At 61.6% G+C, this 20,703-nt stretch carries 20 protein-coding genes and 3 pseudogenes; 12 read left to right on the top strand and 11 right to left on the bottom strand.

From position 1 onward, the window contains the following. Window positions 1-87: 87 nt before the first annotated feature. Entirely contained in the window at window positions 88-1,548 is a 1,461-nt protein-coding gene (locus PSH91_RS10545; RefSeq protein ID WP_305468125.1) for an aldehyde dehydrogenase family protein, read from the top strand. A 15-nt stretch (window positions 1,549-1,563) separates the two neighbouring features. On the opposite strand, the gene PSH91_RS10540 is transcribed toward PSH91_RS10545, so the two are convergent. Both PSH91_RS10540 and PSH91_RS10535 read right to left on the bottom strand, forming a co-directional pair. After that, window positions 1,564-1,956, bottom strand: a complete 393-nt coding sequence (locus tag PSH91_RS10540; protein ID WP_173407100.1) for a GFA family protein — start codon at window positions 1,954-1,956, stop codon at window positions 1,564-1,566. Between the two features lie 33 nt (window positions 1,957-1,989). After that, window positions 1,990-2,916, bottom strand: a complete 927-nt coding sequence (locus PSH91_RS10535; protein WP_076385429.1) for a LysR family transcriptional regulator — start codon at window positions 2,914-2,916, stop codon at window positions 1,990-1,992. A 130-nt stretch (window positions 2,917-3,046) separates the two neighbouring features. On the opposite strand from PSH91_RS10535, the gene PSH91_RS10530 reads away from it, so the two are divergent. Then, a complete protein-coding gene (locus PSH91_RS10530; RefSeq protein WP_139050626.1) occupies window positions 3,047-3,451 on the top strand; it encodes a RidA family protein in 405 nt (134 codons plus the stop codon). A 163-nt stretch (window positions 3,452-3,614) separates the two neighbouring features. Here PSH91_RS10530 and PSH91_RS10525 read toward each other — a convergent pair. The 3 genes and pseudogenes from PSH91_RS10525 to PSH91_RS10515 all read right to left on the bottom strand — a co-directional run bounded on the left by PSH91_RS10525 (window position 3,615) and on the right by PSH91_RS10515 (window position 5,182). After that, a pseudogene (locus PSH91_RS10525) lies at window positions 3,615-4,095 on the bottom strand (VOC family protein). Between the two features lie 60 nt (window positions 4,096-4,155). Next, window positions 4,156-4,401, bottom strand: a complete 246-nt coding sequence (locus PSH91_RS10520; protein WP_047227683.1) for a hypothetical protein — start codon at window positions 4,399-4,401, stop codon at window positions 4,156-4,158. Further along, entirely contained in the window at window positions 4,394-5,182 is a 789-nt protein-coding gene (locus tag PSH91_RS10515) for a VacJ family lipoprotein (protein WP_288915595.1), read from the bottom strand. Before PSH91_RS10515 ends, PSH91_RS10520 begins: the two co-directional genes overlap by 8 nt. A gap of 261 nt (window positions 5,183-5,443) precedes the next feature. Between PSH91_RS10515 and PSH91_RS10510 the strand changes: the two genes are divergently transcribed. From PSH91_RS10510 to kefC, 4 genes are all read left to right on the top strand, one after another. Then, window positions 5,444-6,154 carry a response regulator gene (locus PSH91_RS10510; protein WP_076385435.1) on the top strand — a complete coding sequence of 237 codons (711 nt, stop codon included), beginning with the start codon at window positions 5,444-5,446 and terminating at the stop codon, window positions 6,152-6,154. Further along, window positions 6,151-7,497 carry an ATP-binding protein gene (locus PSH91_RS10505; RefSeq protein ID WP_076385437.1) on the top strand — a complete coding sequence of 449 codons (1,347 nt, stop codon included), beginning with the start codon at window positions 6,151-6,153 and terminating at the stop codon, window positions 7,495-7,497. The genes PSH91_RS10510 and PSH91_RS10505 overlap by 4 nt, the downstream gene beginning before the upstream one ends. Before the next feature lie 102 nt (window positions 7,498-7,599). Further along, the gene (gene kefF / locus PSH91_RS10500; RefSeq protein ID WP_047227687.1) at window positions 7,600-8,121 is read left to right on the top strand and encodes a glutathione-regulated potassium-efflux system oxidoreductase KefF; all 522 of its coding nucleotides are present in this window, start codon (window positions 7,600-7,602) and stop codon (window positions 8,119-8,121) included. 1 nt (window position 8,122) lies between these two features. After that, window positions 8,123-9,949, top strand: coding sequence for a glutathione-regulated potassium-efflux system protein KefC (kefC, locus tag PSH91_RS10495; protein ID WP_305468124.1), 1,827 nt, complete (start codon window positions 8,123-8,125; stop codon window positions 9,947-9,949). Window positions 9,950-9,963: 14 nt separating this feature from the next. Here kefC and PSH91_RS10490 read toward each other — a convergent pair whose 3' ends face one another. Continuing rightward, window positions 9,964-11,040, bottom strand: coding sequence for a GlxA family transcriptional regulator (locus tag PSH91_RS10490; RefSeq protein ID WP_305468123.1), 1,077 nt, complete (start codon window positions 11,038-11,040; stop codon window positions 9,964-9,966). Between PSH91_RS10490 and PSH91_RS10485 the strand changes: the two genes are divergently transcribed. Beyond that, complete coding sequence (locus tag PSH91_RS10485) at window positions 11,026-11,808, top strand: MBL fold metallo-hydrolase (RefSeq protein WP_076385441.1); 783 nt, start codon at window positions 11,026-11,028, stop codon at window positions 11,806-11,808. The genes PSH91_RS10490 and PSH91_RS10485 overlap by 15 nt on opposite strands. Here the strand turns inward: PSH91_RS10485 and PSH91_RS10480 are convergent. Next, window positions 11,808-12,011 (bottom strand): annotated as a pseudogene (locus tag PSH91_RS10480) (aldo/keto reductase); the annotation flags it as partial. The gene PSH91_RS10485 and the pseudogene PSH91_RS10480 sit on opposite strands and share 1 nt — an antisense overlap. Before the next feature lie 131 nt (window positions 12,012-12,142). Here PSH91_RS10480 and PSH91_RS10475 point away from each other — a divergent pair. Both PSH91_RS10475 and PSH91_RS10470 read left to right on the top strand, forming a co-directional pair. Next, window positions 12,143-12,523: a RidA family protein gene (locus PSH91_RS10475; protein ID WP_047227689.1), complete on the top strand. Its 381-nt coding sequence runs from the start codon at window positions 12,143-12,145 to the stop codon at window positions 12,521-12,523. Between the two features lie 332 nt (window positions 12,524-12,855). After that, on the top strand, window positions 12,856-13,410 hold the full coding sequence (locus tag PSH91_RS10470; RefSeq protein ID WP_047227690.1) for a thioesterase family protein: 555 nt from the start codon (window positions 12,856-12,858) through the stop codon (window positions 13,408-13,410). Between the two features lie 68 nt (window positions 13,411-13,478). Here PSH91_RS10470 and PSH91_RS10465 read toward each other — a convergent pair whose 3' ends face one another. Next, window positions 13,479-13,814: a lipoprotein gene (locus tag PSH91_RS10465; RefSeq protein ID WP_047227691.1), complete on the bottom strand. Its 336-nt coding sequence runs from the start codon at window positions 13,812-13,814 to the stop codon at window positions 13,479-13,481. A 237-nt stretch (window positions 13,815-14,051) separates the two neighbouring features. On the opposite strand from PSH91_RS10465, the gene PSH91_RS10460 reads away from it, so the two are divergent. Beyond that, on the top strand, window positions 14,052-14,708 hold the full coding sequence (locus PSH91_RS10460) for a polysaccharide lyase family 7 protein (RefSeq protein ID WP_305468120.1): 657 nt from the start codon (window positions 14,052-14,054) through the stop codon (window positions 14,706-14,708). Window positions 14,709-14,723: 15 nt separating this feature from the next. Here the strand turns inward: PSH91_RS10460 and PSH91_RS10455 are convergent, their stop codons facing one another. The 3 genes from PSH91_RS10455 to PSH91_RS10445 form a co-directional block, all read right to left on the bottom strand. Then, entirely contained in the window at window positions 14,724-15,956 is a 1,233-nt protein-coding gene (locus tag PSH91_RS10455) for a nucleoside permease (protein WP_305468118.1), read from the bottom strand. Between the two features lie 194 nt (window positions 15,957-16,150). Continuing rightward, window positions 16,151-17,251, bottom strand: a complete 1,101-nt coding sequence (locus PSH91_RS10450) for a sugar phosphate isomerase/epimerase family protein (protein ID WP_370695179.1) — start codon at window positions 17,249-17,251, stop codon at window positions 16,151-16,153. Continuing rightward, the gene (locus PSH91_RS10445; RefSeq protein ID WP_305468116.1) at window positions 17,248-18,414 is read right to left on the bottom strand and encodes a Gfo/Idh/MocA family protein; all 1,167 of its coding nucleotides are present in this window, start codon (window positions 18,412-18,414) and stop codon (window positions 17,248-17,250) included. The genes PSH91_RS10450 and PSH91_RS10445 overlap by 4 nt, the downstream gene beginning before the upstream one ends. A gap of 178 nt (window positions 18,415-18,592) precedes the next feature. On the opposite strand from PSH91_RS10445, the gene PSH91_RS10440 reads away from it, so the two are divergent. Further along, entirely contained in the window at window positions 18,593-19,612 is a 1,020-nt protein-coding gene (locus PSH91_RS10440) for a LacI family DNA-binding transcriptional regulator (RefSeq protein WP_047227695.1), read from the top strand. Between the two features lie 112 nt (window positions 19,613-19,724). Beyond that, window positions 19,725-20,674 (top strand): annotated as a pseudogene (locus tag PSH91_RS10435) (TAXI family TRAP transporter solute-binding subunit). Window positions 20,675-20,703: the final 29 nt, after the last annotated feature.

The following is a 20,703-nucleotide window of genomic DNA, read 5'->3' as shown; positions in this document are numbered from 1 at the left end:
CAGGGCCGCTTTGTTAGTTTATTGAGCAGACACGGCATAGCGACCTGCTGCAGGCCATGCCATAAACGCTTTATGGGAGCCCGTTGGATGACAACCCGATCTTCGAACAGCTACACCCTTGATCCGCACACAACCAAACAGCTTTATATCAATGGTGACTGGTCGTCCCCGGCACATGCGGCCACCTTGCCGGTGATCAACCCGGCCACCGAAGAGGTTGTTGCCCAAGTCGCCCAAGGGTCGTGCGAGGATGTTGATCGGGCGGTCGCGGCGGCGCGGGCGGCCTTCCCCGGCTGGTCCTCGACTTCGCCAGCTTCGCGCGCGCTGGTGATCGGCAGAATCCATGAACTGATCCTTGAACGAAAGGAGGCGCTGGCCCAGGCGCTCTCTCTGGAAATGGGCGCGGCCATCGGTTTTGCCCGGGCGATGCAAGTGCCACTGGCGGCCGAGCACGTGCGCGTGGCCCGCGATGTACTGTCCAGCTATTGTTTCCAGAAGGTCGAAGGCGGCACAGCCATTACCCGCGAACCCATCGGCGTCTGCGGTCTCATTACGCCGTGGAACTGGCCGCTGTATCAGATCACCGCAAAAGTCGCTCCGGCCATTGCGGCGGGTTGCACGGTCGTTCTCAAACCCAGCGAACTGTCGCCCCTGAGCGCCCTGCTCTTCGCGCAACTGGTGCATGACGCGGGCCTTCCTCCCGGTGTCTTCAACCTGGTGAACGGCAGCGGTGCCGAGGTCGGTGCGGCCATGGCGGCGCATCCCGATATCGACATGATCTCCATCACCGGCTCGAACCGCGCAGGCGCGTTGGTGGCCCAGGCGGCCGCCCCGACGGTGAAACGCGTGACCCAGGAGTTGGGCGGCAAGTCACCCAACGTGCTACTGCCAGACGCTGACTTCGACAAAGCCGTGCCACCGGGGGTGATGTCGGCGTTTCGCAATGTCGGCCAGTCATGCAGCGCACCAACCCGCATGATCGTGCCAAGAAACAGGTTAGCGGAGGTCGAAGCCCTGGCTGCCGCCACCGCCAATGCGATCATCGTCGGTGATCCGCAATCGGAAGAAACCATCCTCGGTCCCATCGCCAATCAAGCCCAGTTCAATCGCGTGCAGGCCATGATCGAAGTGGGCCTGAACGAGGGTGCAAAACTGCTGTGTGGTGGGCCAGGCCGCGTGCAGGGTTTTGCAAAAGGCTTCTACACGCGCCCCACTGTGTTCTCCGAGGTGGACAGCGCCATGCGCATCGCCCAGGAAGAAATCTTCGGCCCGGTGCTGTGCATCATCCCCTATGACACGGTGGATGAAGCGGTCGCCATCGCCAACGACACCGTCTATGGGCTAGGCGCTCACGTTCAGGGTCAGGACCTTGAACAGGCGCGCAACGTTGCCTCGCGTATCCGCGCAGGGCAAGTGCTGTTGAACTATCCGGCGTGGAATCCGATGGCGCCGTTCGGTGGCTACAAGCGTTCCGGCAATGGCCGTGAGTATGGTCTCCATGGGTTTGAGGAGTACCTGGAGATCAAGGCGATTGTGGGCTTTGGCTAAGACCCGCTACCGCGCCTACTCCTCGGAGCGCCCCGTACCCTCACGATCATGCGAGTAGTGCCTGGTGAACGGAAACGCCGGCAACCAGGACTCACGGCGCACGGTCCAGCTTTCGTAGGTGGGCATCAGTTGATCCGGGGCATCCAGCGTTCCCAGGTTCACTTCCACCTCGTCGCCGCTACGGGCAAACACCGACGAGCCGCAGCGCGGGCAGAAGAAGCGCCCGGCGTAGTCCCGGGTTTCGCCCTCGATCGTCACGGCATCCTGGGGGAACACGGCGGAGGCGTAGAAGAGCGCCCCGTGATGCTTGCGGCAGTCGAGGCAGTGGCAAAGACCAACCCGGTACGGGCGCCCCGAGGCTTGGATGCGAACGTTGCCGCACAGGCAACCGCCGGTGAATTGGTCCATGGTACGTCTCCTCTGCAGTCATGTGGTCGGGTTTCATGACCCAGATCGGTCGAGAACAGGCGCATGCTGTGCCATCAACTCCACCACCCATTCAATGAACACCCGCAACTTGGCGCTGATGTGTCGGTTAGGAGGATAGGCCACGTAGAGCGGCATCGGGTCGAGGCGCCAGTCTTCGAACAGGCGCACCAACTCACCTCGCGCCTGGTGGGATCTGGACATGTACTCGGGTAGCCAGAGCACACCCAACCCCGCCAGGCCGGCCGCGAGGTAGGCGTTGCCATCATCGACGGCCAGTGCGTAGCGTCCTTTGATGTGCAAATGCTCGCCGTGGTTGTGCATGGCGTAAGGGAGCGGTTTGCCGGTGCGCGCCCAGAGGAAGCCGACGATGCGATGCTGGGAATCTTCCAGTTCTCGCGGATGCGCAGGCGTGCCCACGCGCTGCAGATAGCTCGGTGCGGCAAACACGCCAAGAGCCAGGTCGCCGACGCGCCGGGCGATCAGCGACTGATCCGTCAGCTCGCCGCCGCGCACCACGCAATCGACGTTTTCATCGAGCATGTCGACGATGCGGTCGCTTGCGCCCATGTCGATCTGAATGTCCGGGTATCGCGCGTAAAATTGCGGCAATGCCGGCATCAGGATCATGGTCGCCAACGGGCTTGGCACGTCCACTCGCAATCGCCCTCTGGGCAGTGCCTGAGCGCCGGACAGGCTGGTCTCGGCATCGTCCATGTCGGCCAGCAGGCGAATCACCCGCTCGTAATAAGCGGCGCCGTCAGCGGTGACGTTGACCTTGCGCGTGGTGCGGTTGAGCAACTTGACGCGCAGCCGGGCCTCCAGTTGCTGCACCAGTTGGGTCACGGTGGTTTTGCTCATGTGCAGTGTTTCGGCGGCTTTGGTGAAGCTGCCCGCCTCCACCACTCGAACGAATGCCTGCATCGCGTCGAAACGATCCATTACTGCCCCGGTGTCCGTCAGATTGTTTGGATTTTACAAACAGTGATCGCCAAGGTTGCTCGTTTATCGTCCGCGCACAAGCCCCTAGAGTGTTTTCAACATTGAATCCGACCCTTTGATGGAGGCACCCATGACACAGCGCGATGTAGTTTTCCCCGCCGGACGCCAGGCACTTTATGAGCGTAATCGCTATTCGCCGGCGATTCGTTCCAATGGCTTTTTGTTCGTATCGGGGCAAGTCGGCAGCACCGAAGACGGCTCGCCAGAGCCTGAACTGGAGGACCAGGTTCGGCGGGCGTTCAACAACCTGAAGGCGATTCTCGCCGCCGCCGATTGCACCTTTGATGATGTGGTTGACGTCACCGTGTTCATCGTCGATCCAGAATCGACATTCGAAACGATCTGGAAAGTGGTGCCCGAATTCTGGGGCAGCGCACCGCATCCAACACTCACGGCGGTGGGGGTGACGTGGCTGTATGGTTTTCAGTTCGAGATCAAGGTGATTGCCAGGTTGCCTGAAGCCGCACAGGGATGAGCTGACTGGCGGTGGGTCAGGTTGCAGCCATGTTGAATGTGCCGCCGTCTTCGCGAGCAGGCTCGCTCCCACAGGGGGTTGTGTTGACCCACCCATCGAGACCGACACAGATCCAATGTGGGAGCGAGCCTGCTCGCGATAGCGGACTGTCAGGCTGCGCCGCTCAACCTTTCAACGCTGCTTCAATGGCCGCGATGTCGATCTTTGTCATCTCCATCATGGCTTCGAACGCGCGCTTGGCGGCTGCCTGATCGGGATTGGCTATCGCGGCAGTCAGCACGCGCGGGGTGATCTGCCAGGACAGGCCCCACTTGTCCTTGCACCAGCCGCAGGCACTGGCCTGGCCACCATTGCCGATAATCGCCTCCCACAAACGGTCCGTTTCGGCCTGGTCATCGGTCGCGACCTGGAACGAAAAGGCTTCGTTGTGCTGGAACGCCGGGCCTCCGTTCAGCCCCAGGCAGGGAATGCCCATTACCGTGAACTCGACCGTCAGCACATCGCCCTGCTTGCCCCATCGGGTAGTCACCGGGGGCGTGATGAACAGCCTGCACCGCACTGTCCGGGAACGTCGCGGCGTAGAACTGCGCAGCCTCCAGCGCAGCACCGTCGTACCAGAGACAAATCGTGTTTTTGTTATTCATCCGATCTCTCCGAGAGATAACTGGACGGTAAAGTCTAGCAGTCTCTGCGTCGGCGCAAGGCTAGCGGACCAGTGGACTCATCCGCTCCCCATGACTGACCATCCAGCGAATCATGCTCGCCAGCGGCACCCGGTAATTCTGGATGTCGCACGCACCAACCTGGTCATGGCTGTACAACTCCAGGTAACGGCTGAGCAGTAAATGTCGGCCATCCTCCGTCAACTGCAACTCGATCTCCCGGCAATGCAGAATGCCTTGCTCAAGGTTTTTCACTCGCCGGTGCAGAACCAATACAGGGTTACTCATCCACGGTCTCTCCCTCCGGGCAAGCGGCGTCGTCCCCCGTCACCGCGCCCAACTTGCCCTGGGCGACAAAATCGGCGCGCCGCTGCGCTACCGCGTCACGAAGCGCCACGTAGTAATCCGGCCGGGCCCGCAACTTGTCCGTCAACGGGAGCGCCTCGGCACGACCATCAACAACCCCGCCTACGGTATTGATCGTGCCCAACGTATCGACCGTATCGCTGTTGCTGCCGAACGGATCGACCGCAGAACTCAGCAGTTTGCCGGTTGCGTCGCGCAGGCTGGACGTTCCCAGCAACGGCAGTTCGACGATCGGCCCGGGAGCGATGTTCCAGACGCCGAACGTCTGGCCGAAATCGGCCTTGTGGCGCTCGATACCCAGTTTGCCCGACACATCGATCAGCCCGACGATGCCTGCGGTGGTGTTGATGACGAAGCGACCCAGGGTGTTGACCGAGCGTTGAGCGTTGCCTTGCAGCAGATCGTTGATGAAGACCTTGGGCTCACCGAAGTTCGCGACGAAGTTATGCACCCCCGTCTGCACCACATCTGGAAGCTTGAGATAACCACGGGCAACCGGGGCCAGCGCATAGTCATCGACAGTCCGGTTGAAAGCGAAGATGCCCCGGTTGACGGGCTCTGCCGGATCATCGACGGTGTAGCTCGCACGTTCACAACTGCCAGGGGTTGCAGCGGGCGTGCTGGTGCAGCCGCTGGCGAATGCCACGAGTCCTACGACAACAGTGCAACGAACAAACAGCGGAGCGGGCTTGGTGATCGGCATACAAGGCTATCTCGGCGAGGAATTGGGGCGATACCGGTCAGTTTGGGAAGACACCGCCGTACACAGCTCTGGTGGCGAGGGTTGTGTTGGGTTGGCCGTCGTTTAACTGACTGACATCGGGTGATCCTGCCCCTGATTCTTTGCCTGAAGATTTCCACAACATTGCCCGTCGGCAACTTTATTACCGAGTTGAAATATATGACGCAGGCCCCGGATTGACCCTAGTATCCCCTTCTGTATTCATTGCCCTGCGTGCCCACTGTGAGCCATCTATTACTGGTGGACGACGACCTCGAAGTCCTCGCCCTATTGCGCAAATTCCTCGAGCAACATGGCTATAGCGTCGAAGTGGCCGCCGACGGTGCTGCCCTGTGGCAGGCGGTGGCGCGTCGCTTGCCGGACCTGATCATCCTCGATGTCATGTTGCCGGGAGACAGTGGACTGGTGCTCTGCCAGCGACTGCGGGCCGAGCATACGGTCGGCATCATCATGCTCACGGCCATGGGTGAGCTGAGTGATCGCGTCGTCGGTCTTGAGTTGGGGGCGGATGATTACCTGACCAAGCCGTTCGATGCGCGCGAGCTGCTGGCCAGGGTGCGCGCCGTGCTCAGGCGCACCGGCGAAGCCAGGGGCACATTGAACAACAACTCGCGCCTGATTCTGGAGTTCGAAAACTGGCAATTGGACGTCGCCCGCCGCGAGTTGCGCTCACCGGACAAAGTCATGATCCCGCTGTCCACCGGCGAGTTTGAGTTGCTGCTGGTCTTTGCCGAACACCCGCGCCGGGTCCTCACTCGCCAGCAATTGCTGGACCTGGCCCGCGGCGAAACATACGACGCCTTCGATCGCAGCATCGACGTCCAGGTCAGCCGGCTGCGCCGCAAGCTGGAGAGCGATATCACTGGCCCATCGATGATCCGCACCATTCGCAACAGCGGCTACCTTTTCAGCCCCCATGTGGTGAAGCGATGAAGCCCCGGCACTCAGCTTTCCATCGGCCACGCGATACGGTAGCCCGCTGGATTGCCCTGACCACCATGCTCGCCATGCTGACTTTACTGGCCCTGAACGAGCTGTTCGGCCTGTTGGCTGGGACCTGGGCACGCCCTCCCCTGATGGAAACCGGCCTGATGGAGAAAGCCGCCGCCATCACTCGTATCATCGACTCGGTGGCGCCCGGACAACGGCCCGATATCGCCAGGGCAGCCAGCGACCAGGCGTTCACCGCACAATGGTTACCCCGCCGTGAAGACGCACGAGTGCCGGTGATCGACGACCCACAGTTCAGTGAGGGGGCGACGTTCCTGCGCAAGCAACTGGGCAGGCCCGAGGCCAGGATAGAGGCCTTCGAACCCGGCGATTGGCCCGCCGATCAGCCAGACAGACGCTACGCGGTCCTCATCCAATTGGCCGACGATTCCTGGGTGGAATTTTCCGTAGCCTCTCGCAGTTGGGGCCTGAAAGAGTGGATGCGCAACCTGATCATTATCGGGCTGATTCTTCTATCGACGTTTATCGTCGCCCTGATTGCTACACGGCATCTGGCAACACCGCTGGAACGCTTTGCCGAAGGCGCCAGGCGCTTTGGCGTGGACTTCCGGGCGCCACCCATCCCGGTGGTCGGGCCTCACGAAATCCGTCAGGCGATCCTCGCGTTCAATGCCATGCAGGCCCAGCTGCAACACTTCGTCCAGGACCGCACGCAGATGCTCGCAGCCATCTCCCACGACCTGCGCGCCCCCCTGACCCGCATGCGCCTGCGTGGAGAGTTCATCGACGACGCCGAACAGCAATCGAGGCTGTTCAGGGACGTGGATGAAATGCAGGCGATGGTCAATAGTGCGCTGGAATTTTTCCGCGACGAAGCTCGGCTCGAACACGCCACCGCGTTCGACCTGGCCGAACTGCTGCACACGGTCGTCGACGACTTCAAGGATGCCGGCACCGAGGTTTCATTCGAGGGCGCTCCTCGTTTCGTTTACATGGGCCGGCCCATCGGGATCAAGCGAGCCCTGGTCAACCTGATCGACAATGCGAGCAAATATGGCAGCGAGCCGGGCGTTCAGCTCAAGGCGTTCATGGACCGTGTCGAAATTCGCGTCCACGACCGCGGGCCTGGTATCGCCCCGCAGTTCCACGAGCAAGTCTTCGCGCCCTTCTTTCGCATCGAAGGCTCGCGCAACAAGCACACCGGCGGTGTCGGGCTGGGGCTGTCGGCAGCGCGGGCGACGGTGCTGGAGCATGGCGGGACGCTGACCCTCAGGAACCGGCGGGGCGGCGGCCTGGAGGTCAAGGTCTCGCTGCCGCTCAATTGACCCCGGCACCATACGCCGGCAAACAATGTTCTAAACAACACGCGCCTTCCTCGGTAGGATGTCCGACCTTTTGACCAGGACCGGCCTACCGGAATTGCCCTGATGATTCTGATCATTTACGCCCACCCCTACCCTGACCAGTCACGGGTCAACCAGCAAATGCTCCAGCGCGCATCCAGTCATCCGGACGTGGTCATACGGTCCCTCTACGATCTTTATCCGGACTTCGACATCGACGTCGAGGCCGAACAACGCGCCATCGAACAGTGCCAACTGCTCGTCCTCCAACACCCGATGTATTGGTACAGCATGCCGCCGCTGCTGAAATTGTGGATCGATAAAGTGTTCACCCATGGCTGGGCCTATGGCAGAGACGCCACAGCCCTCAAAGACAAGCCCCTGCTGTGGGCCGTCTCCACGGGTGGCAACCACGATCATTTCCAGATCGGCGCCTACCCGGGCTTCCAGGTGCTGGCCCAGCCCCTCCACGCAACGGCCGTCTACTGCCACATGCGCTGGCTGGAGCCGGTCGTGGTACACGGCGCGTATGCCGGCGCGTCCGAAACCCTGGATGCACAAATCGAACACTACAGCGCACGCCTGGCCTCCTGGAAGGAAGATTGATATGGAGACTCACAGCCTGATTGAACTGCTTATCTACCTGGGTTCGGCAGTGTTGATCGTGCCGATTGCCGTCAGGTTGGGCCTGGGCCCGGTGTTGGGTTATCTGCTGGCCGGGTGCGTGATCGGCCCGTGGGGACTCAAGCTCGTTACTGACGTAAAGGCGATTCTGGAATTCGCCGAAATCGGCGTCGTCCTGATGCTGTTCGTCATCGGGCTCGAGCTCGATCCCAAGCGGCTCTGGGCGTTGCGCAGGATGGTGTTCGGTGGCGGTGCCTTGCAGATGCTCGCCTGTGGCGGGGCAATCGCGGTGTTCTGTGCGGCCCTGGGGCTGAATTGGACGGCCGCGCTGCTGGTCGGCCTGACCCTGAGCCTGTCCTCCACGGCCATCGCCATGCAAGCCATGAACGAGCGCAACCTGACGTCGACCGCCGTCGGGCGCAGCAGCTTCGCCGTCCTGCTGTTCCAGGACATCGCGGCCATTCCGCTGGTTGCCATGATTCCGTTGTTGGCGGCCCACGGCGACACGCCGTCCGGCACCGCTCTGGTGCTTTCGATTATCAAGATCGTCGTGGCCATCAGCGTCGTCGTGCTGTTGGGACGCTACGTGACACGCCCGCTGCTGCGCTTCGCCGCGCGCTCGGGTCTACGTGAGATCTTCAGCGCCGTGGCGCTGTTTCTGGTGTTCGGCTTCGGGTTTCTGCTGGAAGAGGCCGGCTTGTCGATGGCCATGGGCGCGTTCCTCGCCGGGGTGCTGCTGGCCAGTTCTGAATACCGCCATGCCCTGGAAAGCGACATCGAACCGTTCAAAGGCTTGCTGCTGGGGTTGTTTTTTATCGGTGTCGGCATGTCGATCGATTTCGGCACGCTGATTAATGCTCCGCTGAAGGTCATGACCCTGACCCTGGGTTTCATTCTGATCAAATTGCTGGTGATCAAGGCCGTCAGCCGTTTGCTGAACGTCCCTGCCGGCCAACGCTCATGGCAAGCGGTGTTGCTCGGCCAGGGCAGCGAGTTCGCCTTCGTGGTGTTCGGCGCCGCCACGCTGGCCGGCATTCTGACCGACCAGTGGGGCAAGAGCCTGACGCTGGCGGTGGCCCTGTCCATGTGCCTGACGCCGTTGCTGATCCTGCTGCTGGATCGAATAGAGTCCGCCACCAAGAAAGACCGCCAGGAATCCGACCTCGTCGATCAGCAGAACCCACGGGTGATCATCGCCGGGTTCGGTCGCTTCGGACAGATCGCCGGGCGTCTCTTGATGTCCTGCGGCGTCGAGGTGGTGGTGTTGGACCATGACCCCGACAACATCGAGACGCTGCGCAAATTCGGCGTAAAAGTGTTCTACGGCGACGCCACTCGCCTCGATCTGCTCCACGCGGCCGGCGCCGGCCAGGCGGTGGTGCTGATCAATGCGATTGACGACCAGCAGGACAACCTGACGCTGACCCGACTGGCCCAGGAGCACTTCCCCGCGTTGAAACTGATCGTCCGTGCGCGGGACATGGGGCACCTGATCACCCTGCGGCAGATGGGCGTAGAGACCGCCGAGCGGGAAACCTTCGAGAGCGCGCTGGCATTGGGCCGAAATGCGCTGGTGCAGATGGGCGTCGGGGCTTACGAAGCGCGCGAGCGCGCGGATCAGTTCCGTCGTTTGAATCTGCAGATGCTGGAGGAAATCGTCGCCCAGCCGGAAGACGACCTCAAGTTCAGGCACGAAGCCTACCAGCGCGCCAACGCGTTGCTCACCGAAATGTTCAACGAAGACCGTGCGCGCCCAGTCGACAGTTGGCCTGACCATCATCGAAACGAAACGGATGAGGCGCGCAGTTGACCCGTCCCCCGGCGTCACACCCGCCCGAACTGGCGCCGGTACTCCATCGGCGTCAGCCCAGTCAGTGCCTTGAACATCCGTTGCAGGTTGGAACTGCTGCTGAAACCCAGCTCGGCGCCGATGCTGGCGAGGGATAATGATGTCAGCGTCAGGCGTTCGCTGACCTGGTTCAGCTTGATGCTCCGGGCGTACGCTGCGACGGTCTGGCCCGTTTCGCTGCCGACCTTGCGCGCGAGCGTGCGTTCGGACATGGCGAGCCGCTCCGCCAGCGCCTTGACCGTGATGTGCTCCGCTGGCATTTGCTCGATCAGCCCATGCAACCGACGCAGCAACCCATCGGGCTGCTGGACCAGGGCGATCCCTTGGAACGCCGCGTGAGACACCGCTGGGCGCGCAAGCACCATGAGCCGGGTAATGTCGCGCAGCACATCACGGCTGACGCTCTGTTCGATCAATTTTTCCGCGATGGGCAAATAACCATTCACCCCCGAAGCGGTGGCGGTTCGCTCATTGAACACGCAGTTCTGATCGCTTTGCCAACGGACTTTTCGATACTGCGCTTGCATCGCCTGAGCCAGCCACCACGTCACCGTCGCGCCCTGCCCGTCCAGTTGCCTGCAGGCGGCCAGCAGGCAAACGCCTGTGCAGTAAGCCCAGAGCTGAAGGTGTCGCGGACGTTTCGACAGTGCTTTCAACAGTTGGGTCTGCCCGGTAAGTACCGCGTTTACCTGCTCGGCCGATTCGGCCCAGAAACCGGGAACCAGGACGGCGTCGAGTTCGCAACTGCCCAGGGCCGCCTGCGCTTGCAGGCTTATGCCATGCGCACAGGTTACCGGGCCTGCTTGCAGTGCGACATAAGTCGCCTCGAACAACACCCGGCCGCTTCGGCGGTTGGCCGCATGCAGCAGATCGGCGAACGCAAACAGGCCGGCAGGCATGCAACCGGGAAACAAGAGTAGACCGACACGGAGTTTTTTGGGCATGGCTTGAAATGAATCAATGATGTCAGATTCGGCCATTATGCCCATCACCCCAGATCGACACCATGAAGCGCTCGCCCAAAAAAGGAACGCTCCATGAAAATTCAGCAAGTCCGTAACGCCACGATCATCCTTGAATCCGGCCCGTATCGCGTGCTCGTCGATCCGATGCTGGCCGGCAAAGGCATGCTGCTGCCGCTTCGGTTGTTCGGCGCCACCCAGCGCAATCCGCTGGTGGAACTGCCAGCCGCTACGACTGGCGACCTGGAGACCGTGACTCACTGCCTGATCACGCACTGCCAGAAAGGCCATTTCGATCATCTGGACCGAGCGGCCAAGCGGTGGTTGAGGGAAAAACAGATCCCGGTGATCTGCACGCCTCATGATGCCCCCTACCTCGCCAAGCGGGGCTTGAATGTCCAGCCGCTTGCCAAGGAACACCAACAGCCCGGCGCATTTTTGGGCGGCACGATCCGTACAGTCAGATGCACCCATGGGCAGGGCCTGGTGGGCAAGCTGATGGAACACGGCGTCGGTTACCTGATCGAGCTGCCAGGCGAACCCAGCGTCTACCTCACCGGCGACACCCTGCTTAGCCCCGCCGTGCGCGAGTTCGTCTTGCACCATCAACCGCAGGTCAGCGTGGTGCCGGCAGGCGGGGCCAGGTTCGATTTAGGCGGCGACATCATCATGGGCATCGAGGAAACCCTTGAGTTCGCCCGCTTGTCTCGCGGAACCGTGGTCGCCAATCACCTCGAAGCGCTCAGCCACTGCCCGACGACGCGCAAGGCACTGCGCGACGCCGCCGCGATGGCCGGCCTCGAAGGTCGGATACGGGTACCGGAAGATGGCGAGACGGTGGTGTTCCAGCCTGCCTGAACCAAGCCGTCCAACTCGGTCAGCATCTGCACTGGAATCCTCCGCTCGCTTGCCGTGAGGTTTTCCCGCAGGTGCGCCACTGACGACGTACCGGGAATCAACAGGATGTTTGGCGCGCGTTGCAGCAGCCACGCCAACGCCACGCACAACGGCGACGCCTCCAGGCGCGCCGCTACGCTCGAAAGAGCTTCCGACTGCAGCGGCACGCATCGACCCTGGCGTCCATGAGCAGAAAGGAAATCACGAAAGGCTCGACGATGGACGGTAAACTGGCCGCGCAAGGGCCGCTTGCGTCGCGACCGCCCCATTACCCTTTCCTGAACAAGAGGCTTTCATGGCAAACCAAGACATCACGTTCATCCCCGACCCGGACGCGGACTCCATCTCTTCCGACGTCGCCGGCTTCGGCGGCCTGCTGGTTTCCACCCAGATCCCCACTCGCCCTGACGGCAGCCTGGAGCTGGGTGACATCACCTTGCAAAGCGAATGCACATTGCAGGCGCTCAAGACAGCCCTGGAAGGCGCCGGCAGCTCCATGGACCGGGTCTTGCACCTGACCATCTACCTCACCGACATGGCCGACCGCGCGGCCTTCAACGAGGTGTACCAGCGTTTCTTCGCCAAACCCTGGCCCGTACGCGCCGCAGTGGGCGTGGCGGCGCTGGCGGTTGAAGGAATGCGAGTGGAAGTGACTGCGATGGCGGCCAAAGGCTGAGGTTACGGCTGTTTTTGATCGTTCCCACGCTCTGCGTGGGAATGGATCCCGTGACGCTCTGCGTCACCTTCCAGAAGCGGAACGCGGAGCGTCCCTGGCGACGTTCCTACGCAGGTGCGTGGGAACGATCGATAATCCAAAGTGCCCTTTATGGCGAGGGAGCTTGCTCCCGCTCGGCGGCGCAGCCGTCGCAAACTCAGGTTCTTGATGAGTTCAAACCCGCCGGCCATGTCCCAAATGTGCGATTTCCACGAAAACAGTCATTTGCGCACCTAGCCCAAGCCTCGGCGCCTGTCTAAAGTGCGGCGTTTTCCACCCTCGCGGGCGTATTTATGAATCTCTGGTTCCGACTGTTGCTCATGCTGTTTCGTCGTCCCTGGCGCAAGCCGACCGGCCCCCTGGATACCACCGTGGTGCGCATGCGGGTGTGGCCGTTGGACCTGGACCTCAACCGCCATGTCACCAATGGCCGCTATTTCACCCTGGCCGACGTAGGGCGTATGGATTACGTGCTGCGCAGCGGCGCCTACAAAGTGGCCTTGCGCAACAGGGCAGTGCCGATCGTGGGGGATGTGTGGGGTAAGTTCCGCCGGGAGCTGAAGCTGTTCGAAGCGTTCGAGGTGCACACCCGCCTGCTGGGCTGGGACGAGAAGTGGACCTTCATGGAACACCGCTTCCTGAGCCAGGGGCGCGTGGTGGGCGTGGTGATGATGCGCGGCCTGTTCCGTTCGGCCCAAGGCACGATTGCACCGGGAGAGTTTATTCGCGCACTGGGGTTGGCCGAACACTCACCGGCCATGCCCGAATGGCTCAGCGCCTGGTCGCAAAGCTGCGATGACATGAGCCTTGGGCTTCGGGAGGAGGAAAGTGCTCGTACTGTTGACTAGCAGTGACTGGATCAGATCGATCCGCGCCAGCCGGCACTGCACATCCCTCCCCCACAACAGCGTGAGTCTTACTGAACGGTTTTCAACTTGACCACATCACCGGACACCTTGGTGGTGTAACCGGTCAGGACCCAGGCCCAGAACCAGTCTTCCTGCACTTGGGTGTTGATCATGGCGTCGCCGCCCTTGGCCAGGATCGCGGCATTCTGAGCGCGCACGAAACGGTTGTTCTGGCGGATCGGGATCATGCCGAACAGCAGCAGGCCGGTGGCTTTCGCTTCACTGTGGCCGACCACGGTGTATTGGCTGCTGTCGTACTGCTTGGTTTTCATCGGGGTGCCGGTGCAACCCGCCAAGGCCAGGCCAACCAGTGCGCAGGCGACAATTTTGCTGAGGTGGTTCATTGAATACTCCATGAGAAAACGCCCGGGATCCATCTCTCGGGCGGCGCGTACTCTAACCGATCAGCGTCAAATTGACATCACTGCGCTCAACCGGCCGCAAGGCTCAGCGCAGAGCCATTCGTCAGTTGCCTCTGCAGCTAAACAGGCCCCCGTCGATACCATGGACACTGTGCCACGGAAGGTAATCTTGCCCATTCCGGCTGATGAGTAATGGCCGGTTCCGTCGGAGCATTGACCATGATCGATTTGACTGTCTGGAACATCACCCTACCCGTGCAGACCCCGGCGCAAGTCGTGGCGACCAAGGCCATGCCGACGCTGCAGAACAAGTATTTCAACCGCTCCGGCGAGCGGATTGTCTTCTGGGCGCCGGTGACCGGCTCCCACACCGGTAAAAGTGACTACCCGCGCTCCGAATTGCGCGAAACCACCAAAGACGGCAAGTTGCGCAACTGGCGTTACAACAGCGGCGTCAATACCCTCAAAGGTACTTTGGCGGTGAACCAGGTCCCTTCCGAGGGCCGTGTAGTCGTGGCGCAGATCCACGCCAAGGATGCCCCTACGCCGCTGTTGAAACTGGTGTATCGCTACGCCAAGGGCACCGGCAACATCGATGTGGAATATCGGGTAAAACCCAAGGACAAGAAGAGCCCGGTGATCTATACCGTGCCGAAAGTGGCACTGAACAAAACCTTCAGCTACTCCCTGCAAATGGACAAGCAAGGCAAGCTCACGGTGCTGATCAACAACGTTGGCAAGCAGGTGAAGCTGGACCGCGCCTGGCATGGCTACAACTTTTACTTCAAGGCCGGCGTCTACACCCTGGACAACGTCGGTTCTTCCAGCGAAGGCGGGAAAGTGACCTACACCAAACTGGACGTCAGCTATAAATGACTGACGTCCAGCCCCTCAGGCCTTTGAAGCGGCCACGACCGCCTGCCGGCCGTTGAAGGTAAACAGGAAGCAGACAAACACCAGCAGCGCAAAACCGGCCGGGAACAACCAGATGCTCTTCCACTCATGGCCGCCGTCCACGGCATAGTGATCGGTCACCTGCCCCGCCACCCAGAAGCCGATCAGCATGCCCACGCCATAGGTCGCCAACGTAATCAGCCCCTGGGCCGAGCTGCGAAAACGCTCCGGCGCCTTGGCATCGGTGTAGATCTGCCCCGAGACAAAAAAGAAGTCATAGCAGATGCCGTGCAGGGCAATGCCGGTGAAGAGCATGAACGCCAGGTCGCCGTTATTGCCGTAGGCGAACAGCACGTAACGCAGCGCCCAGGCCAGCATGCCTACCAGCAGCGCCAACTTGATGCCAAAGCGCTGGATGAACAGCGGCAACAGCAACATGAACAGCACTTCGGAGACTTGCCCAATAGCCATTTTTGCCGTGGGGTTGGTCATGCCGGTTTCGGCCAGGAACGGGTTGGCGTTCTGGTAATAGAAGGCCAGGGGGATGCAGATCAGGATCGAGGCGATGAAGAACACCAGGTAGCTGCGATCCTTCAACAGGCCCAAGGCATCCAGGCCCAGCAGCTGTTTGACGTCACCTGCGCTCGCTTGCGCCTTGAGCGGTGCGGTGGCCGGCAACGTGAAGCTGTAGAGTCCCAAGACCAGCGAGGCGATGCTGGCCATCAGGAAGGTATTGCGCAAGCCGCCCGCCGAGATCGCTTCGCGCGAATCCCAGGCAAACACAAAGCTGATCACCACGCCCGCGACGATCCAGCCGATCGTGCCCCACACCCGGATACGGGAGAACTCCAGCGCCGGGTCGCGCATCTGGCGGAACGCCACGGAGTTGACCAGGGCCAGGGTCGGCATGTAGATCACCATGTACGCCAGCACGTACGGGTAGAACACGCTGAAATCCGCCGCCGCATACAGCTGATACAACAACACCGCGCCCAACAGATGCAGCACCGCCAGGATGCGTTCGGCATTGAAGTAGCGGTCGGCGATCAGGCCGATCACGAAGGGGGCAATGATCGCTCCCCAGGACTGGGTGGAGAACGCCATGCCGATCTGCCCACCGCTGGCGCCCAGGGTGCTGGACAGAAAGGTCCCCAGGGTGACGAACCAGCCACCCCAGATAAAGAACTGCAGAAACATCATCACGCTCAAGCGTGCGTTCATCGTGGTCATGACAGTCACCGTTTTATTGTTGTTCTTGTGAAGAAAAATGCTCAGAAGCGCTGGTGTGGCGAGCCGCTGTGGGAGCAAGGCTGGCCCGCGATGGCCGCGCCGCGGTCTAACCGTTGAACCGCGTTTTCGTTCATCGCGGGCGGACCTTGCTCCCACAACGAGTTTTCTCGCCATAGGGTTTTGGGTTGGGCCGGTTACCTCAAAAGGCCCAATAACCGCCGGTTGGAATATTCATCGGCCGTTACCCCGGCAAAATCGTCAAACGCCTTTCGGGTCTTGCTGATCATGTGTCGCTCAATGAACGCCGCGCCTTCTGCAGCACCCTGTTGTGAGTCCTTCAGGCAACACTCCCACTCCAACACCGCCCAGCCGCTGAAATCGTATTGGGTGAGTTTGCTGAAGATCGATTTGAAATCGATCTGGCCATCGCCCAGCGAACGGAACCGCCCAGGACGATCAACCCAGCCCTGATAGCCGCCGTACACGCCGGAACGGGCGTCGGGCCGGAACTCGGCGTCCTTGACGTGGAACATGCGGATGCGCTCGTGATAGCGATCGATGAAGCCCAGGTAGTCCATCTGCTGCAGGAGCAGATGGCTGGGGTCGTAGAGAATCGCTGCCCGAGGGTGATGATCGACGGCCTGCAGAAAGCGTTCGAACGAGGCGCCGTCGTGCAGGTCTTCACCCGGATGGATTTCGTAGCACAGGTCCACGCCGGCTGCGTCGAAGCAGTCCAGAATGGGCAACCAGCGTCGGGCCAGTTCGGCGAATCCCTGCTCCACCAGGCCAGACGGACGTTGCGGCCACGGGTACAGGTACGGCCACAACAGCGCACCGGAAAACGTCGCATGGGCGGTGAGGCCCAGTCGCTGGCTGGCGCGGGCGGCGAGCTTCAATTGCTCTATCGCCCATTCGGTCCGCGCCTGGGGCTGACCGCGCAGATGGGCCGGGGCGAAGTCGTCGAACAGTGCGTCGAACGCCGGATGCACCGCCACCAACTGGCCTTGCAGGTGCGTCGACAACTCACTGATCTGGACACCGGCCTGGGCGCAAATGGCCTTGAGTTCGTCGCAGTATTCCTGGCTCTCGGCGGCGCGGGCCAGGTCGATGTATTGCGTGCCCGACGTCGGCAGCTGGATGGCCTTGTAACCTTGTGCGGCCGCCCATTGAGCGATGTTCGCCAGGGTGTCGAAAGGCGCGTCGGCGGACATGAACTGCGCCAGGAAAATACCTGGGCCACGCAGGCCTGTCGGTGTTTGGGCAACGGGTTTCACGGCGGGGCTCTCCTGATTCATTGTGTGCAGGCCAGTGCGGTCCACTTGGTATCGCCGCGATGGTTGGCGATGGCCGCTTCGATAAAGGCCATGCCCCGCAGACCGGTTTCGATGCCGGGTACGCCGGGGGCGTCTGGCCCTGGCGCGGCGGCCCGTATGGCACGGGCAAAATCGCCATAGAGGTTGGCCATGGCTTCCAGATAACCTTCAGGATGCCCGGCCGGCAGCCGCATCCGTTGGCGGGCGGCCTTACACAGCCAGGGCTGGCCCACACCGGACCGCAAGACTCGCAGGGGTTGGTCGATGGGACGATGGATCAGGCTGGCCGGTTCTTCCTGGCGCCATTCCAATCCACCCTTATCGCCATACAGGCGGATTTTCAGCGGGTTCTCTTCACCTGCGCAGACCTGACTGGCAATCAGCACGCCGCTGGCACCACCGGCCATGCGCAACAGCATCACCGCGTCGTCGTCCAGTTGCCGACCCGGGATGTGAGTGCCCAACGCCGCGCATATCTGCTCGATGGGTTGGTCGGCGACGAACTCTGCCAGGGAAAACGCATGGGTGCCGATGTCGCCAATGCAACCACCCAACCCTGACTGTTGAGGATCGTCGCGCCAACCGGCCTGTTTGTTGCCTTGCCCGGCGACGTCCTGACTGAGCCAGCCCTGGGGGTATTCGACCAGCACTTTGCGCACCGCACCGATCACGCCGGTACGCACCATCTCTCGGGCCTGCCAGACCATCGGATAACCCAGGTAGGTGTGAGCCAGGCCGTAGAGCCGGCCGCTGCTTTGAAGCACTTGCTTGAGGGCCAGCAACTCACGCAGGTTCATAGCGGCGGGCTTTTCACTGAACACATGAAAACCCGCCTGCAGCGCCTGGTTGGCGATGGGGGCGTGCAGATGATTGGGAGTGACGATGACCAGCAGTTCCATGCGCAAGTGGGCCGGCAGCGCCGCTTCGCTGTCGAGCATGCCTTGCCAATCGCTGTAGCAACGGGACGCGGCCAGCCCCAGGGCCGCGCCGGTCTGCTGATTGTTGTGCGCATCACGGCTGAACGCACCGCACACCAGTTCAAAACCACCGTCCAGACCCGCGGCCTGACGGTGGGCCTGGCCGATGAAAGCGCCCTCTCCACCGCCGACAAAGCCCATTCTTATTTTGGCTGCTACAGGATTCATCGCGACTCTCTTATGCTGGGACTGATGACGATGTAACCGGTTACATCATGGCGGAAATCTAGGCTCAGTTTTGCGGCATGTCAAACCCGTTGGCACATGCATGAGCATTTGTGCGACGCGCAACCTGCGGTAAGCTCCCCAACCGTGCCGGCATTCCTGGCGCCGAATCGAGGTGATTTTGTCCAATATCCGTGAAGTGGCCCGGCTGGCCGGAGTTTCGGTGGCCACGGTTTCCAGAACGCTGAAATCTCCCGAACGGGTACTGCCCCAGACTCGCGACAAGGTTAACGCGGCGGTGGAACAGGCCGGTTATCGGCCCAACCTGATGGCCGTGCAGTTTCGCTCCCGGCGAACCGGCAACCTGGTGATTCTGGTCCCGACCATCGCCAACACCTTTTTCGCCCGGGTCATCAGCGGGGCCCAACAGGCTGCGCAGGCGGCCGGTTATCGACTGCTGTTGTGCGACACCCAGGGTCGAGAAGAAATCGAGCGCGAATTTGCCGCCCTCGTCTACGCGCACCAAGCCGACGGGGTGATCCAGTTGCGCGCGAGCAACCCTTTCGAATCGCTTCCCGCGGGCGCCGAATCCTTGCCGCTGGTCAACGCCTGCGAAGTGGTCAAAGGCGCCCCCTACCCGACCATCAGCCTCGACAACCGGGCCGCCGCCCAGGCCATGACCGAACACCTGATCGGGCTCGGCCACCGGCGCATCGGCATCATCAAAGGGCCCCGAAGCAGTCCCCTGACCCTGGACCGCGTAGCCGGTTATCAGGATGCACTGCACCAAGCCGGTATCGCCGCAGACCCTGGCCTGATCTGTCACGGCGACTTCACGTTGAAGGCCGGTTACGACGGGGCCGGCGCGATGCTGGAGCTGGCCGAGCGCCCCAGCGCGCTGTTTTGTGAAAACGACGAGATGGCCATTGGCGCGCTCAAGCGCATCAAGCAAATGGGGTTGCGGGTGCCCGAGGACATTTCACTGGTGGGTTTTGATGACATTCCTTTCGCCGCCTACTGTGATCCGCCGCTGACCACTCTCTCACAACCTGCCGAAACCTTCGGCCAGCGGGCGGTGCAAATGCTGATCGCCCTGATCGAGAAAACACCGCTTGCCGAACGGCATGTCGTGCTGCCGTTCGAGTTGACCGTGCGCGGCAGCAGCGCTGCGCCAGGCCCGGCGTTTAACAAAGATGCTTGAAAAAAACGACGCCCGTCACCTTTTGATGCGCTATTGACTCGCCACCTGCCGGTCCGTTTCGACTACAGTGGCACTACTCTGCATAAAGCCATAACAAGACGGAGAGTTTCCCATGCGAGTCAACAAGCGCTTCACCCTTCTGGCCGCCGCGGCAGCACTGGTGGTCACGACCACAGCCCAGGCAGCACCGGTGTACATCAACATCCTGACGGGGGGCACCAGCGGGGTTTATTACCCGATCGGGGTCGGCCTGTCGCAGATTTACAGCAACGGGATCGAAGGCTCCAAGACGTCGGTACAGGCCACCAAGGCCTCGGTGGAAAACCTCAACCTGCTGCAGGCCGGTCGCGGTGAGCTGGCGCTGGCGCTGGGCGACTCGGTGGCGGACGCCAAGAACGGCGTGGAAGATGCCGGTTTCAAAGCCCCTCTGACCAAACTGCGGGCCATCGCCGGCGCCTACCCCAACTACATCCAGATCGTTGCCAGCCAGGAATCGGGGATCAAGACCCTGGCCGACCTCAAGGGTAAATCCATCTCCGTAGGGGCGGCCAAATCCGGTACCGAGCTCAACGCGCGGGCCATCCTCAAGGCCGCAGGGTTGAGCTACAGCGACATGAAGGTCCAGTACCTGCCGTTCGCCGAATCGGTAGACCTGATCAAGAACCGTCAACTGGATGCCACGCTCCAGTCCTCCGGGCTTGGGATGGCGGCCATTCGTGACCTGGCCTCGACCATGGCGCTCAACTACGTGTCGATCCCGGCAGACGTGGTGGCGAAGATCGGCAACCCGGCCTACCAGAGCGCAAATATCCCGGCCAATACCTACGACGGCCAGGCCGAAGCCGTGCCGACCGTGGCCATCACCAACATCCTGGTTACCCGCGCGACGTCTCGGACGAGGTGGCCTACCAGATGACCAAGCTGATGTTCGATAACCTCACCCGCCTGGGCAACGCCCATTCGGCGGCCAAGGACATCAAGCTGGAAAATGCCGCGAAGAACCTGCCTATCCCGCTGCATCCCGGTGCCGAGCGCTACTACAAGGAAGTCGGCGCGCTGTAGACCGACCCGGTGCAGCGGCGATGATCGCC

The sequence above is a fragment of the Pseudomonas sp. FP1154 genome (assembly GCF_030687245.1).
GTDB classification, from domain to species: domain Bacteria; phylum Pseudomonadota; class Gammaproteobacteria; order Pseudomonadales; family Pseudomonadaceae; genus Aquipseudomonas; species Aquipseudomonas rhizophila.
The sequence above is the reverse complement of the archived record's forward strand: the minus strand, read 5'-3'. Positions and strand labels throughout refer to the sequence as shown.